10 protein-coding genes are annotated in these 15,380 nt (G+C 69.0%); 4 read left to right on the top strand and 6 right to left on the bottom strand.

What is annotated here, in order from left to right; translation table 11 throughout:
* Position 1 precedes the first annotated feature (1 nt).
* Positions 2–1,027: a LacI family DNA-binding transcriptional regulator gene (locus GGR12_RS15055; RefSeq protein ID WP_343053302.1), complete on the top strand. Its 1,026-nt coding sequence runs from the start codon at positions 2–4 to the stop codon at positions 1,025–1,027.
* A gap of 2 nt (positions 1,028–1,029) precedes the next feature.
* Here the strand turns inward: GGR12_RS15055 and GGR12_RS15050 are convergent, their stop codons facing one another.
* Together GGR12_RS15050 and GGR12_RS15045 are read right to left on the bottom strand one after the other, a co-directional pair.
* Positions 1,030–2,661: an alpha-amylase family glycosyl hydrolase gene (locus GGR12_RS15050; protein WP_343053283.1), complete on the bottom strand. Its 1,632-nt coding sequence runs from the start codon at positions 2,659–2,661 to the stop codon at positions 1,030–1,032.
* Positions 2,658–4,469, bottom strand: a complete 1,812-nt coding sequence (locus GGR12_RS15045) for an alpha-amylase family glycosyl hydrolase (RefSeq protein ID WP_343053282.1) — start codon at positions 4,467–4,469, stop codon at positions 2,658–2,660. The genes GGR12_RS15050 and GGR12_RS15045 overlap by 4 nt, the downstream gene beginning before the upstream one ends.
* A gap of 303 nt (positions 4,470–4,772) precedes the next feature.
* Between GGR12_RS15045 and GGR12_RS15040 the strand changes: the two genes are divergently transcribed.
* The 3 genes from GGR12_RS15040 to GGR12_RS15030 all read left to right on the top strand — a co-directional run bounded on the left by GGR12_RS15040 (position 4,773) and on the right by GGR12_RS15030 (position 9,978).
* Positions 4,773–7,583, top strand: a complete 2,811-nt coding sequence (locus GGR12_RS15040) for a TonB-dependent receptor (protein ID WP_183205368.1) — start codon at positions 4,773–4,775, stop codon at positions 7,581–7,583.
* A gap of 187 nt (positions 7,584–7,770) precedes the next feature.
* Complete coding sequence (locus GGR12_RS16675; protein WP_246328947.1) at positions 7,771–9,279, top strand: MFS transporter; 1,509 nt, start codon at positions 7,771–7,773, stop codon at positions 9,277–9,279.
* A gap of 105 nt (positions 9,280–9,384) precedes the next feature.
* The gene (locus GGR12_RS15030; protein WP_183205366.1) at positions 9,385–9,978 is read left to right on the top strand and encodes a hypothetical protein; all 594 of its coding nucleotides are present in this window, start codon (positions 9,385–9,387) and stop codon (positions 9,976–9,978) included.
* Here GGR12_RS15030 and GGR12_RS15025 read toward each other — a convergent pair.
* The 4 genes from GGR12_RS15025 to GGR12_RS15010 form a co-directional block, all read right to left on the bottom strand.
* Positions 9,975–11,330 carry an O-antigen ligase family protein gene (locus GGR12_RS15025; protein ID WP_183205363.1) on the bottom strand — a complete coding sequence of 452 codons (1,356 nt, stop codon included), beginning with the start codon at positions 11,328–11,330 and terminating at the stop codon, positions 9,975–9,977. The two genes, GGR12_RS15030 and GGR12_RS15025, sit on opposite strands and share 4 nt — an antisense overlap.
* Before the next feature lie 40 nt (positions 11,331–11,370).
* Positions 11,371–11,595 (bottom strand): hypothetical protein, encoded by a 225-nt coding sequence (locus GGR12_RS15020; RefSeq protein ID WP_183205361.1) that lies wholly within the window; start codon positions 11,593–11,595, stop codon positions 11,371–11,373.
* 145 nt (positions 11,596–11,740) lie between these two features.
* The gene (locus GGR12_RS15015) at positions 11,741–12,979 is read right to left on the bottom strand and encodes a tetratricopeptide repeat protein (RefSeq protein ID WP_183205359.1); all 1,239 of its coding nucleotides are present in this window, start codon (positions 12,977–12,979) and stop codon (positions 11,741–11,743) included.
* Positions 12,976–15,258, bottom strand: coding sequence for a GumC family protein (locus GGR12_RS15010; protein WP_183205358.1), 2,283 nt, complete (start codon positions 15,256–15,258; stop codon positions 12,976–12,978). Before GGR12_RS15010 ends, GGR12_RS15015 begins: the two co-directional genes overlap by 4 nt.
* Positions 15,259–15,380: the final 122 nt, after the last annotated feature.

The raw sequence follows: 15,380 nt of genomic DNA, 5'->3' as shown, positions 1-15,380 counted from the left end.
CATTCGCAGGAAACGAAACGTGAGCCGCAACACCCGCCTTGAAGACCTTGCGAAGATGGCGGGCGTCTCGATCTCGACGGCGTCGCGGGCGCTGAACGACAGCCCGGCGGTCAATGCGCGGACCAAACAGCTGATCTGGAAGCTGGCGCGCGAGCACGACTATCCGTTCCGCCGCTACATGCCGTCCGGCCCGGTCGGCGCCGAGGGCGTCATCGCCCTGGTGACCCCGCGTCCGCAGGGGCGCGAGGGCCGGCTGAGCGATCCGTTCTTCCTTGAGCTGCTGGCCGGCGTCGGCGAGGCGGCGCGCGAGCGCGGCTGCGACGTGATCATGAGCCATTTCTCGCCGACCAGTTACGACGACCTGTCGGCGGCGATGAACACCCGCGCCGACGGCGTGATCTTCCTTGGGCAGAGCTTCCTGCACCAGAGCCTGAACCGGCTGGCGGAGACCGACGGGCGCTTCGTGGTGTGGGGCGCGCAGATGCCGGACCAGGCCTATTGCTCGGTCGGCTCGGAGAACCTGGCGGGCGGCAAGCGGGCGACGCGGCATCTGGCCCGGCTGGGACGCAAGCGCATCGTCTTCCTCGGCGATCTGGATCCGCCCGAATCGATGCAGCGGCACCGCGGCTACCTGGAGGCGCTGGAGCAGACCGGTCTGGGCGTTGATCCCGACCTGATCATGGAAGCCCATTTCGAGGTCGAATCGGCCGAGGCCTCGGTCGACGGCCTGATCCGCCGCGGCGTGCAGTTCGACGGCGTCGTCTGCGCCTCGGACCAGATCGCCCTGGGCGCCGTGCGCGCGCTGCTGAACGCCGGCCTGCGGGTGCCCGACGACGTGTCGGTGATCGGCTTCGACAACGTGCCCTTCAGCCGCTACGCGCGGCCGGCCCTGAGCACCATCGCCCAGGACACGATGAAGGCGGGTCGGCTGCTGGTGTCCAAGCTGATCGACAACCCCGGCGACTCGGTCGGCCGGTCGGAACGTATTCCCACCGATCTGATCGTTCGCGAGAGCTGCGGCGGCTAGGATCATCCCGCGTCGGCCGCCAGCACCAGACCGGCCATGGCCGGAAGGACGCCCGCCGAACCGGCTTCGACATTGACCGCCTCGAGCACGCGCCAGCCGGAGGGCGCGGTCCACGCCGCCGGCTGATGGCCGAGGTTGAAGACGCACATCAGACGCTCGGCGCCGAGGGTGCGTTCGAAGCAGACCACGTCCGCCGGGGCGTTCTGCATCTGCATATCGCCGCGCATCAGGGCCGGATGGCTCTTGCGCAGGGCGATGAGGCGACGCGTGGCGTTCAGCATGGAGGTCGGGTCGGCTTCCTGGCGATCGACCGACAGGGCGACGTGGCGCGCATCGACCGGCAGCCAGGGCTCGACCGTCGAGAAGCCGGCCTGGGGCTTGTCGGCGGTCCAGGGCATGGGCGTGCGGGCGCCGTCGCGGCCGAGGGTCTGGGGCCAGTTGGCGATGGCCTCGGGGTCGACGAGGCGATCGAACGGCACCTCTGACTGCGGCAGGCCCAGCTCCTCGCCCTGGTAGACGAAGACGTTTCCGCGCAGGCACATCAGCAGCAGCATCGCCATCTCGGCGAAGGCGCGCGGATCGCGGCCCTCGACCCAGCGGGACACGGCGCGCGGGGCGTCGTGGTTGGAGAAGGTCCAGGAGGGCCAGCCCTGGCCGTCGCGGCCGTGCCAGACCTCGGCGCCTTCGCGCACCAGCGCCGCCTTCAGGGCGGGGGCGTAGAGGTAGAGGAAGCCGTAAGCACTGTTCAGGTGGTCGTCGCCGGCGGTGAAGGCCTGCATCTCGCGCTCGGCATGGTCGCCGCCGACCTCGGCGACGCTGAAACGGCCGCCGTAGCTGTCGGTCAGGGCGCGGATGCGGGCGAGGAAGTCGGCGATTTCCGGCTGCGACTGGTTGTGGATCTTGTCCTGGAAGTCGAACGGACGCGTGCGCTTGCCGCCGGCCGGGAGGGGCGGGTTATCCGTCAGCTTCGGGTCGTGCATCGAGAAGTTGATGGCGTCGAAGCGGAAGCCGTCAACGCCGCGATCCAGCCAGAAGCGGGCGGCGTCCAGCAGGGCGTTTTGCACGACGGGGCTGTGCACGTTCAGCTGCGGCTGCTCGGGCAGGAAATTGTGCATGTAGTACTGGCCGCGGCGCGCATCCCAGGTCCAGGCCGGACCGCCGAAGACGGACTGCCAGTTGGACGGCGGCGAACCGTCGGCCTTGGCGTCGGCCCAGACGTACCAGTCGGCCTTCGGATTGGTGCGCGACTGGCGGCTTTCGCGGAACCAGGCGTGTTCGTCCGAGGTGTGGGAGAAGACCAGATCGGTGATGATCTTCAGACCCAGGCGATGGGCCTTTTCGATCAGGGCGTCGAAGTCGGCCAGGGTCCCGAAGATGGGATCGACGTCGCAGTAGTCGGCGACGTCGTAGCCGAAATCCTTCATCGGCGAGGTGAAGAAGGGCGACAGCCAGATGGCGTCGACGCCCAGCGAGGCGATGTGTTCGAGGTGGTCGGTGATGCCCTTCAGATCGCCCACGCCGTCGCCGTTCGTGTCGGCGAAGCTGCGCGGATAGACCTGATAGACGACGGCGCCGCGCCACCATTCGGCGGCGTGGGCGGCGGCGGTCGGGAGTTCAAGAATCTGGGCGGTCACTCGGGGGGGCTTTCGGAAACGCAAACGAGGTAGCCCATAGCGGGCACGGAAACGGATACTGAGCCCGGCGCGGCGCTGCGGACGGGGCACTGGCCGAGCAGGGCGCGCCATTGGGCGGACCCGATCTCGACGGCGACGTTGACGTCGCGCGCTTCGGTAGAGGTGTTGAACACCACCAGCGTCTCGCCGTCATCATCAAGTCGGGAGATTGCGAGGACGCCCGGCGTCTGGTCGGCGGTGCGCACCACCACGCGGCCGTGGCGGAGACGGGCGTCGGCGGCGCGGACGCGGGTCATTTCGGCGAGGCGGCGGTACATGTCGGCGTTGGTGTCGTACGGGCCGGACGCCGCGCCGATGCGCCGGTCGTCGGCGTAGGAGGTGGTGCGGGTCTCGAACATGTCCTGGCGCGCCCGGCGGTCGTCGCCGTCGCCGGTGAAGCCCTGTTCGTCGCCGTAGTAGATGACCGGCACGCCGCGGCCGAGGATGACCAGGGCGTGGGCGAGCGTGGCGCGATCCAGCAGCTCCGCATCGGAGATGTCGGGCTTCTCCTTGAGGATCAGGTGGCCGATGCGGGCGAGGTCGTGGTTGCCGGTGAAGGTCGGCAGGCGACGCGCGGTCTGGACGCCGCCGGCGTAGATGCCGTCCTCCATCAGGAGGTAGCCCATGGCGTCCGGATTGCCGGCGCCGGTGACCATGTTCTGGACGACGCGCTGGTAGGCGAAGTCGAGCACGGTGGGCAGGCCGTCGACGACGGTGTGCATGGCGGCCGTGCCGGACTGGAAGTCGTAGGTCTCGCCGAAAATGTGGAAGTTCGGAATGCCTTTGGCGCGGGCGCGCTCGAGGATGGCGGGGACGAAGGCCTGCCAGAACTCGGGGTTCACGTGGCGGGCGGTGTCGATGCGATAGCCGTCGATGCCGTAGTCGTCGATCCAGCCGCCGTAGATGTCGATGAAGCCCTGGACGACGCGCGGATGCTCGGTGAACAGGTCGTCGAGGCCGGCGAAGTCGCCGTCCATGCGGGCTTCGCTGTACCAGGCGCTGTTGCCCCGGTTGTGGTAGAAGGCCGGGTCGTTGAGCCAGGCGGGCGCCTTGGCCGACTCCTCGCCCGCGGGGACGTACGGCGTGTACGCGTAGTCGGGACTGGTCAGGGTGGAGAAGTCGCCGCCCGGCGCGCCGGTGAAGCCCTCGTTGATCGCCTCGCCCTGAAGACCGCCGCGGCGGCTGTAGGGATAGTCGCCCTTCCAGCGGTAGCCGCAGTCGTTCTGCGGGCACTCGCGGTAGCGGATCACGTCGGCCGTGTGGTTGATGACGATGTCCAGATAGACCTTCATCCCCCGCGCATGGGCGGCGTCGACCAGGGCGCGGAATTCGTCGTTGGTCCCGAGGTGCGGATCGACGCGGGTGAAGTCGGTGATCCAGTAGCCGTGGTAGGCCGCGCTCTCGTGACCCGGAGATCCCTGGACGGGCTTGTTCTGGAACACGGGGGCGATCCACAGGGCGGTGACGCCCAGGCCCTGCAGGTAGTCCAGCCGCTGCGTCAGGCCGCGCAGGTCGCCGCCGTGATAGAAGCCGGGATCGGTCGGATCGTGACCCGTAATGAGCCGGTCGCCCACAAGACCGCCACGATCGTTGGCTTCTTCCCCGTTCGCGAAACGGTCGGGCAGCAGGAAATAGATGACTTCGTCTTCGGGCGGGCGCTCGCGGAGCGCCTGCAGCGTGGCGTCCGGCGTCTGCGCCAGGGCCGCGCCGGCGATCGCCGAGACGGCGGCCGACAGCAGGAGCATGCGGGCGGCGCGAGGCCGCTTCACCCTTCCTCTCATATCGACGTTCCCTCCCAGCGTCCGCAGACGACGTGGCCTGCTGGATCAGTTTGCAAGATTTTGCAGCGGAGCAGCCTCCTGTCAATCCAGTCAATTGCAGCGCCGGAAATGCGGCAGAACAAGAGAATCCGGCGTGCTGCGGCGCAATAAGGGGTGGTTTGGCGTCACATTTCCGCCACGTCGAAACCGGGCAACGCGAATGACGGGTTGCAGGCTTGCGATAAGTTTGCATAACTTTGCGATGACGCTGGACGCTTCGACAGAAATGCGCCGGCCCCAGGGAGGAATGAGATGAGAACCCAGGTCACCCGGCGTGCGCGCCTTCTTGGCGGAGCCGCCTTCGGCGCTGTCGCCCTTATGTCCTTCGCCGGCGCGGCCGTCGCGCAGGAGGCCGAAGAGCCCACCCAGATCGACGAAATCGTCGTCACCGGCATCCGCTCGTCGATCGAAAGCTCGATCGCCTCGAAGCGTGAAAACAGCTCGATCGTCGAGGTCGTGACCGCCGAGGACATCGGCAAGCTGCCGGACGTCTCGATCGCCGAATCGCTGGCCCGTCTGCCGGGCGTGACCGCCCAGCGCCTGGACGGTCGCGGCCAGGTCATCTCGATCCGCGGCCTGTCGCCCGACTTCACCACCGCGCTGCTGAACGGCCGCGAACAGACCTCGACCGGCGACAACCGCGGCGTCGAGTTCGACCAGTATCCGTCGGAACTGCTGGGCAGCGTTCTGGTCTACAAGACCCCGGACGCCGCTCTGATCGGCCAGGGCCTGGCCGGCACCGCCGACCTGCGCACCATCCGTCCGCTGGAGTTCGGCCGTCAGGCGATCGCCGTGAACGCCCGCTACGAGTGGAACGACTACGGCGCGCTGAACTCGGGCACCGCCGACAGCGGCGAACGCTACAGCGTCAGCTACATCGACCAGTTCATGGACGGAAAGCTGGGCGTCGTGCTCGGCTATTCGCACATGTCGACGCCGTACCAGGCCGAGCGCTTCAACGCCTGGGGCTATCCGAACTCGGGTCCGGGCGGCTCGCTGCTGATCGGCGGCGCCAAGCCGTACGTGCAGTCCAGCGAACTGGTCCGTGACGGCTATCTGGCCACCGTCGAGTTCCGTCCGAACGACCGTTGGCACTCGACCTTCGACGCCTTCTATTCCGAGTTCGACAACACCCAGATCCTGCGTGGCGTCGAGTTCCCGCTGGCCTGGGGCGGTTCGGCCGAGTCCGTGGCCGGCGCCTGCGCCGCCAGCGGCAACACCCAGACGGCAACCTGCCGTCCCGGCCCGTCGCTGCGCCCCGGCGCCGTCGTCGAGGACGGCATGGTCGTGTCCGGCACCTTCGACAACGTGAAGGGCGTCGTCCGCAACGACGGCAACCGCCGCACCGCCGAACTGCTTTCGCTGGGCTGGAACAACGAGTTCCAGATCAGCGACAACTGGTACGGCACGCTCGACATCAGCTACTCGAAGGCCGACCGCACCGACACGGTGCTGGAGACCAACGCCGGCACCGGCCGTAACGTCCTCGGCGCCCTGGACACCCTCGGCTTCGTGACCACGCCGGAAGGCACGACCTTCACCTCGACGCTGAACTATGCGGATCCGTCGCTGATCCTGCTGACCAGCGCCCAGGGCTGGGGCGGCGGCACGCTGCCGTCGGGCATCCCGGGCGGACAGGACGGCTTCATCAACAGCCCGACGACCATGGACGAGCTGACCTCGGTCCGCGGCGACATCTTCCGCGACATCGACGAAGGTCCGTTCAGCCGCGTCGCCTTCGGCTTCAACATCACGAGCCGCGACAAGGAACTGGATCTCGAGCGCTACTACCTGGCGCTGACCGCCAACCTGAACGACCCGACCCACACGACCAGCGTGCCGGTGCCGACGCAGTACCTGCTGGCCCCGACCAACCTGGACTTCCTGGGCATCGGTCCGGTCATCAGCTACGACCCGTTCGCCCTGGTGAACAGCGGCATCTACACCCTGATCGCGCCGCAGGACGACAACCTGCTGGCCTTCGGCTGGGCGGTCTCGGAAGAGATCGTGACCGGCTACTTCAAGGCCGATCTGGACACCACGCTGTTCGGCGTGCCGCTGACCGGTAACATGGGCTTCCAGGTCGTGCAGACCGACCAGAGCTCGGACGGCATGGTCGCCACCGGCAATCCGGCGGTGCCGATCGCCCGCTCGGGCGGCGACTCGTACAGCTACTTCCTGCCCAGCGCGAACCTGGTGTTCGAGGCTGCCGACGACCTCTACGTCCGCCTCGGCATGTCGCGTCAGATGGCCCGTCCGCGGATGGACCAGATGCGCGCCTCCATCAACATCGACTTCAACGAAGGTCTCTGGAACAGCACCAACCCGAACCAGTCGCCCTGGGGCGGCAGCGGCGGCAACCCGAACCTGCGTCCGTGGATCGCCAACGCGCTGGACATCTCGGTCGAGAAGTATTTCGGACGCCGCGGCTACGTCGCGCTGGCCGGCTTCTACAAGGATCTGGACAGCTACATCTACGACCAGCAGCAGCGCACGGACTTCACGGGCTACGCCTACACCGGTCCGAACGCCCCGCTGATCCGCGAAGGCTACATCTCCACGCCGCAGAACGGCGAGGGCGGTGTCATCCAGGGCATCGAGTTCGCCCTGTCGGTGCCGTTCGACCTGCTGTGGCAGCCGCTGGAAGGCTTCGGCATGACCTACAGCGCCTCGTGGACGGACAGCGAAATCGTCTCGAACCCGGGCAACCCCGCCCAGCCGATGCCGGGCCTGTCCGAGAACGTCAGCAACATCACCGTCTACTATGAAGCCAACGGCTTCCAGGCGCGGATCTCGAACCGCTACCGTTCGGAGTTCCTCGGCGAACTGTCGGGTGTCGGCACCGACCGCATCCAGCGGATGGTCGACGCGGAATCCGTGGTCGACGCCCAGATCGGCTACGAGTTCCAGTCGGGCCCGCTGGAAGGCCTGTCGGCCCTGTTCCAGGTCGGCAACCTGACGGACGAGCAGTTCAAGACCTTCGAGAACAACGACGCTCGCCGGGTCATCGATTACCAGCAGTACGGCCGGACCTTCCTGGTCGGTCTGAACTACCGCTACTGATCGGCCGTACAGGCCGGTTGCACGAGGGCCGCTTCGGGAAACCGGGGCGGCCCTTCGTCGTTCGGAACGGGAAGCCGGGCCACATTTGGTTACGGGTTTCCTTAAACCGCTGGACGCGAGGGACGGCGGGTGGAACCAAGGACATCAACGGCCGCGCGCATGAGACGCGAAGGCCACGGGGAGTGAAATGACCGATCAACAGACCGCCGCTCAGCGAACTGGCGCGGCATTCGCCTATGTGACCACCCTGTTCTTCGCCTGGGGCTTCGCCACCTCGCTGATCGATCCGCTGATCGCGGCGGTGAAGGGCGTGTTCGAGCTGAACTACACCGAGGCCCTGCTGACCCAGTTCGCCTGGTTCACGGCCTACGGGATCGTGTCGCTGCCGGCCGCCGCCGTGCTGTCGAAGCTGGGCTATGCGAAGTCCATCGTCGGCGCCCTGGGCGTGATGGTGCTGGGCGCGCTGATCGTGCCGCTGTCGACCATCTTCGACTTCTATCCGGGCGTCCTGGTGGCCCTGTTCGTGATCGCGGCGGGCGTGACCCTGCTGCAGGTCGCGGCCAACCCGCTGGCGGCCTCGCTGGGCAAGCCGGAGGGCTCGCACTTCCGTCTGGTGTTCTCGCAGGCCTTCAACTCGCTGGGCACGGTCGTCGGGCCGCTGCTGGGCGCGACGGTCATGCTGTCGGGCGGCATCTTCGCCGTCGGCGGCGTCAGCGCCCTGGCCTCGCCCACGGCCCTGCTGCTGATCCTTCTGGGCGTCGGCATCGGCGCCGTCGCCGGCCTGCTGATCGGCGCGCTGCGTCGTGACCTGAAGGGCTGGCTGGTCATCGGCCTGGCCGCGGGCCTGGTCGTCGGCTGGGTGGTGTTCCTGCAGAACTACCTCGGCGCCATGGGCGCGGGCACGGGCGCGACGGCGGTGGCGGAAGCCGCGGCGGCCGCTCCCGATGCCACGGCGCGCGAAGCGACCCTGCGCAACATCGACACGATCTTCATCGGTCTGGCGGTGTTCTTCGCCGTGCTGGGCGCCTTCATCTGGAGCGTGCGCGGCAAGCTGACCGCCGCCAGCGCCAACGCCAACGCCGAGACCCCCGGATCGCCGCTCAAGGCGCTGGGCTCGAAATGGGCGATCTTCGGCGCCATCGCCATCTTCGTCTACGTCGGCTCGGAAGTGACCATCGGCAGCCTGATGACCAACCTGCTGCACTCGGAAGGCACCCTGGGCCTGCCGATCCACGATGCGGGCCGTCTGGTCGCCCTGTACTGGGCCGGCGCCCTGATGGGCCGTTTCGCGGGCAGCGCCTTCCTGACGCGGGTTCCGGCCAGCATCCTGCTGGCGATCTGCACCACCTGCGCCGCCGTGCTGTGCCTGGTCGTGACCCAGACGGGCGGCGTCAGCGCAGCCTTCGCCGCGCTGTCGGTGGGCCTGTTCAACTCGATCATGTTCCCGGCCATCTTCACCCTGACCCTGGAGCGGTCGTCGGCGCCGGCCTCGGCCACGTCGGGCCTGCTGTGTATGGCGATCATCGGCGGCGCGATCCTGCCGCTGGTCGGCGGCCGGGTGGCGGATGCGGGCAGCCTGAACGCCGCCTTCATCATCCCGGCGCTGGGCTACGTCATCCTGACGATCTTCGCGATCGCCGCGGTGCGCAGCAAGGCGGTGGCTTCGGACGTGGTGGCGGCGCCCGCCTCGCACTGATCCGACACAGCGCACGGAAAAAGAGGCCGTCGGGGGAGACCCCGGCGGCCTTTGCGCATTCTGGACAGGTGCGTCGCGCAACGGCGCGCCTGATCGGGGATCCGCATGCTCCGTCGCCTTGCCCGCGCCGTCCTTCCGGCTGTGCTGCTGGCGTTGTTCGCAGGGCCGGCCTGGGCGGCGGTGACGCTGACCTTCTACGCCCATCCGGGATCGCGGGTGCGCAACGGCGAGCTGCTGTTCCCCCACGCCTATGTGCACGCCACGGGCACCCTGGACGCGACGGGCGAGGCGGTGGACTGGTCGGCGGGGTTCACGGCGAAGAACCCGGGGCCGCAGCTGCTGTTCGCGCGTGATACGGGCGAGGTGCGAAATCCCGATCCCCGCTACGTCGACGAGGGGCGGCCCTATCTGCAGCTGGTCGTCAGCGACGAGGCCTATCGGGCGGTGCGGGCGCGGGCCGACTGGTGGAACGGGCCGGAGGGGTCGGTCTACGACCTGCGGCGACGCAACTGCATCAGCTTCATCGCCGATCTGGCGCGGACGGCGGGGCTGCAGACGGCCGCGGAGCCCTCGATGAAGCCGGGCACCTTCCTTGAGGCGACCGCGGCGCTGAACCCGGCCGCGGCGTGGCGCGAGCAGCCGGCGCAGGCGGTCGAGGCGGCGCCGGTCGTGGTGACGGATGGAGCGCCGGGAGCCTAGGTCGCCAGTTCGCGGTCGGTGGGCCGCCCCGCCTTCTCCAGGATGGCGGCGCAGAGGGCGAACAGGACCGCCAGGGTCGCCGTGCGCAGGGGATAGTCGACGCCCGAGTGGGCCAGCATGGCCAGAAGCGCGATGCTCGCGGCGCGTTGCAGGTCGCGCTCACGCGAGGGCCCGGCCTTCCACGCCGCCCACAGGCGACGGCCGTACCAGACCAGGAAGGCGATGATCAGGGCGGCGCCAAGCCAGCCGGCTTCCAGCCAGGTCTCCAGGTATTCGTTGTGGGCGTGGTTGAAGAAGGTCGGGTCCAGCCGCTCCAGCGGCTCGACCGAGCGGAAGACGGCGTCGAAGCTGCCGATGCCTGAGCCCAGCGGCAGGTAGGTGTTGGCGGCCTCGGCGACGACGGGCCAACCCTCGAACCGGCCTTCCGGCGCCGACTGGACGTCGAAGCGGGCGAGGATGGGCGGCAGGGCCAGGATGGCCACCGCGCCGACCGCCGCGGCCACGCCGCCGGCGAGGGCCAGCAGGGCGGGGTTGGGGCGGCCGCGACCGGCGGCGACCCAGGCGGCCAGCAGGCTGGCGATGGCGACCGGGCCGAACAGGATGACGCCGGCGCGCGACCGGATGGCGGCGAGGCCGACCACGACCAGACCCATGAACAGGGCGCCGAACCACAGGGGCATGCGCTTGTCGCTGCGGCGGCGCAGGACGGCCGCGCCGAAGACGGCGGCGAAGGGCAGGGTGGCCAGCAGCAGGGTGGCCAGGTGGTTGCGGTTGGCGAAGAAGCCGGTGACCGAGCCCGCGCTGGTGGTGGCCCACGGGTAGAGGCGCTCGCCGCCGCTGGCCAGCTGGGCTGTGCCGAACAGGATGCCGATGACCGCGGCGCCCAGCCAGAAGGCGACCATGCGGGCGGTCAGGCTCTGGGGCGCGGTCAGGACGGCCAGGAAGATGGCGGCGGGCGGCAGCAGGGCCAGGAAGGCCTGCCACGTCAGGTCGGGCGTGACGCTGAGCGGGGCCCAGCCCGGCTGGAGGCCGGCCAGCTCGAGCGCCAGCACCATCTCGGAGCGGCCGGGCAGGGCCGTCCAGACGGCGGGCGGCAGCGGGATCAGCTGGATCAGGGGAAGGGCGGCGAGAGCGCCGAGGAGGCCGAGGGCGAACCGGTGTTCGCGCCACAGGCCGGACTTGAGCAGACGGCCGGCGCCGATGATCAGAAGGGGCAGGGACGCCAACTCGACGGCGGCGAGGCGGAGCGCGTGTTCACGGCTGGCTCCGCCGAAGACAAACGAAAGGGCCAGCAGGATGGCCGCCGCGATTGCGGCAGCGTCCCACTGGCCCTTCAGAACCTTATTCGGCACGCGTTACGACTGCATCAGGCGCAGCGCGAACCGGATCGGCTTAGTCGCTTTCCGAGTCGTCGTCAGTCGCAACCACGATGACTGCGATGAGGACGGCGGCGCCGATCAGAACGACCGGCAGCGGAATGCCCGAGAACTCGGACGAAGCGTCAGCGCGGGCGCCGACACGGTCGCCAACACGGGCAGCAGCCGTGTTGTTGGCAGCAGCGGCTTGGCCAGCCACGAGCAGCAGGCCCGCCGTGACAGCGGCGATGGTCTTACGCATGCTAATCCCCTTCTAATCAGGTCTTTGGTACGGGCTGGCCCGCGACGTATCGAGAACCGGTATAGGCGGCGAAGGTTTCAAAAGCAATACGATTAAGGCCGGAAGTGGTGCAAATGCGCCACGCATGTGGCCTACAGCAAAGCTTCTAATCGATGGCTGTGATGGCCACCCGGTCAAGCCACAAGGCGGTTTGCTCGCGTTTGTCGCCCGCCCGGGTCTCGAGTCTGAGCCATTGGGCCGGGCAACCTGAGGGTATGGTGAAGCTCGCGGCGAACGGGGTCCAGACCGTGGCCCCGGCGGCGGCCGCCGGCGTGGACAGGACCTTCAGATCGCCGGGCGCGCAGGTGACCGTCATGGCCAGGCGCGAGGCCGGATCGCCCGCCTCGGCGCGGGACTCGGCGGTAAGGCGGTACCGGCCCGGGGGCAGGAACATCAGCTGTTCGGCGATGCGGGACGACGAATAGCCGTCGTAGTCGACGCGCAGGGCGGGGTCGGCCGGGCGAATGTCGTCGGAGACGATCTCGGCGACCACGCCGGCGTCCTGGGCCAGGCGCCACTGGAAGGGCTGCGGAGCCTCGGTATCGCCGAAGCCGCCGTTGGTGACGTTGGACACCACGGGACGGTTCAGGCGGGCGCGTACGGTGCGGACGGCGTCCAGCTGCCCCTTCTCGAGCAGCTGGATGTAGAGCTGGTGCAGTTCGTCATTGCTCAGCGGGGCGCGGCTCTTCTGCAGCATCAGCGCCAGGTTGGCGGCCAGCTGGAGCCCCTCGGTGCTGGCGTACAGGCTTTCCAGATAGGCCTGACGCCACGGCGGCTTGGCCGCCAGCAGGCGCGCGACTTCCGGCATGGCCCGCTGCGGGTCATGGGTCGCCGCGGCGGTGAACAGGGTGAAGACGCGCGGCCGGATGTCGTCGCGACGCCGCACCAGGGTGTCGGCGTGGGCGAAGGACGAGGCGTAGTCGCCGCGGCGCAGGCGATACTCGACCAGCCAGGCGTGGGCCGGGTCGTCGCGCAGGCTCCAGTTGCCGGCGAGAGTCAGGATGTCGTCGGCCTGGGCCTCACGCCCGGCGCGGGCCTCGGTCAGGCCGACCACGCGCAGGGCGCGGACGTCGAACGGCGAGCGGGCCAGGGCCTCGCGCGCCAGGGAGGCGGCGTTGTCGTTGCGGTTCTCCGCCAGCTCCCCCTCGGCGGCGCGGCGCAGGACCGAGGGCGAGCCTGGAGCGACGCGCACGGCGATCGCAGGCGGCGCGCGCTGCATGATCGGCTGGATGGCGACCTGCCAGGCCAGCAGGATGCCGCCGACAATCAGGGCATAGGGCGCGACGCCCGCGAGGAGGCCCCGCTGTTGCGCCGGAAGTGCGGAAGGGTCCGCCTGGTCCCTCAAGCCTTCTTGCCCTTCTTGACGCCCTTCTTCTCGCCGCCCTCAGCGCCGTAGTTGTAGTCGTAGGCGTAGTCGTAGCCGCCGTACGAGGTGGTCTTGGCGTTGAACTTGGTCAGCACCGCGCCGAGCAGGCGGGCGCGGCCCACCTTCAGACGACGCAGGGCGCCGCGGGCCTGGCCGCGACGGGTGCCGCGGGCCTCGAGCACGAACAGGACGCCGCCGACGGTGGCCGCCAGCAGGGGCGAATCCGCGAAGCCCAGAACCGGCGGACCATCCACGATGACGTGGTCGAAGTCCTTGCGCGCCTCGGCGAGGAAGTGACGCAGACGATCGCTGCCCCACAGTTCGGCCGGGTTCGGCGGCAGCGGGCCGCAGGGGATGAAGAACAGATTGTCCTGGCGGGTGCGCTGGACGACCGTGGCCAGATCCGACGAGCCCGAGAGCAGGTTGCTCATGCCGCGTTCGTTGTCGACGCCGACCACGCGGTGCATCGACGGATTACGCAGGTCGCCGTCGATCAGCAGCACGCGCTTGCCGACGCGGGCGAGGTTGAGCGCCACGGCGTAGGCGGTCGTCGACTTGCCCTCGGCCGGGCGGGCGGAGGAGACCAGCATGCTGGCCGGCGCGCCGTCGGGCGTGGAGAACTGCAAGGCCGTTCGGAGCGAATAATAGGCTTCGGAGAATCCGGATCGGATGTCGGCCAGGGCCGCGGCCGTGGTCTGACCCTTGTCCAGCAGCGGCACGACGCCGAGGACCGGGACGCCGAGCTTCTTCTCGACGTCGTCCGGGGTGGCGATGGTCTCGTCCAGCGCTTCCAGCACCAGGGCGGCGACGATGCCGAGGCCGAGGCCGAAGATGGCGGCCAGCGCGAGGTTGATCAGCATGTTCGGCTTGGACGGCGACTCCGGCGGACGCGCGGTGTCGACGATGGAGATGTTGTTGGCGGTCACGTTGCCGGTGACGCCGACCTCCTTGTAGCGCTGCAGCAGCGCTTCATAGAGCGTGCGGGTGGTGTCCAGCTCGCGCTGCAGGATGTTGTACTGGATCGAGCGGTCGCGCAGGTCGAGGACGTCGCCCTTGAGCGCGTTGACCTGGCCCAGCAGCGAACGCTCCTGGTTGGCGGCGACGACATACTGGCTCTGGATCGAGGCGCGGATGTTGGACGCCAGGGCCTGGATCTGGCCGTCGATCTCGGTGATCTGGCCGCGCAGGCGGACCATCTCCGGATAGTCGGCCTGATAGACGCTCGACTTCTGCTGATACTCGGCTTCCAGCTGGGCGCGTTGTTCGCCGAGGCGCTGGATCGAGGGGTTCTGCAGGACTTCCGGCAGGGTCATGATCTGCGACGAGCGGGCCGAGCGCCAACGCTCCTCGGCGGCGACGCGGGCCGCACGGGCCTCGGCCAGCGAGGCGTTCAGGGCGACGAGGTTGTTCGAGGCCAGCGACTGCGAGCTGCCCGAGCTGTCGGCTCCGCCTTCGCTGGGCTCGCCGACGTTGATGATCTGCTGGTTCGCGGCGTAGGCGACGAGCTGGCGCTCGGCCTCCTCGAGGCGGCCCTTGGTCTGGGCGATGCGCTCTTCGAGGAACTCGCGGGCATAGGCCGACGACTGGAATTTCCGGTCGAGGTTGGCCTGGATGAAGTTCTCGGCGAAGCCGTTGGCGACGCGGGCGGCGACCACCGGGTCCGGGTTGTCGTAGCCGACGGCGACGAGGCGCGAACCGCGCACCGGGGTGACGCTCAGATTGGCCTGGACGGCGGCGAGGGCGGCGTTGCGGCGGCGCTCGGCCTGGGCGGCGGCGGACCCGACGCGGGCCGGCGGCTCGACGCCGAGGTTGGCCAGGGCCTGGTCGGAGCTGGCGAGGCCGAGGCTTTCGACCACGCGCTCGGCGAGCGAGCGGCTGCGCAGCAGGCCGTACTGGGTCTGGAAGAACTCTTCGCCCTGCGACATGGATTCACGCGGCGTGACGTCCTCGGCGTCGAACACGCGGGAGGCCTCGCGGTCGATCTGCAGGGTCGCCTGCGCCGTATAGATCGGCGTCATCAGCAGGGTCAGGGCGGCGCCGATGGCCAGGGCGGCCAGGAAGCAACCCAGGATCAGGACGCGGTGCTTGAGCGCCAGACGCCAGTAGGACGCCAGGTCGAACGCGGGGGCGTCCTCGACCTCGTCGCTCCAGGCCCCGGTTTCGGGGTGGACGTTGTCGAATGCCGCCTCGCCGAAGCCGCCAGGCGCGCGGCCCGGCCGCGGATTGCGTTCGTCAGCGAAGTGATTGTCGCCCAGCATCATGCTTTCCGCTCAAACCGTCGCGGCCGAAGCCGCCCATCGAAAACTAGCCATTCGCTGATACCGCAAAGCCTGACTCCACGCACACGAATTCGGGATCGCGCGAAGCGCCCTGAGGTTGT

It is taken from the genome of Brevundimonas lenta (assembly GCF_014196335.1).
GTDB classification, from domain to species: Bacteria; Pseudomonadota; Alphaproteobacteria; order Caulobacterales; family Caulobacteraceae; genus Brevundimonas; species Brevundimonas lenta.
Note: the sequence above shows the minus strand (reverse complement) of the source record. Positions and strands in the feature narration are given on the sequence as shown.

Bases quoted from the DNA above. Each gene is read 5' to 3' on its own strand.
- GGR12_RS15040 (WP_183205368.1), top strand. From the start codon at position 4,773: ATGAGAACCCAGGTCACCCGGCGTGCGCGCCTTCTTGGCGGAGCCGCC.
- GGR12_RS16675 (WP_246328947.1), top strand. From the start codon at position 7,771: ATGACCGATCAACAGACCGCCGCTCAGCGAACTGGCGCGGCATTCGCC.
- GGR12_RS15030 (WP_183205366.1), top strand. From the start codon at position 9,385: ATGCTCCGTCGCCTTGCCCGCGCCGTCCTTCCGGCTGTGCTGCTGGCG.
- GGR12_RS15020 (WP_183205361.1), bottom strand. From the start codon at position 11,595: ATGCGTAAGACCATCGCCGCTGTCACGGCGGGCCTGCTGCTCGTGGCT.
- GGR12_RS15010 (WP_183205358.1), bottom strand. From the start codon at position 15,258: ATGCTGGGCGACAATCACTTCGCTGACGAACGCAATCCGCGGCCGGGC.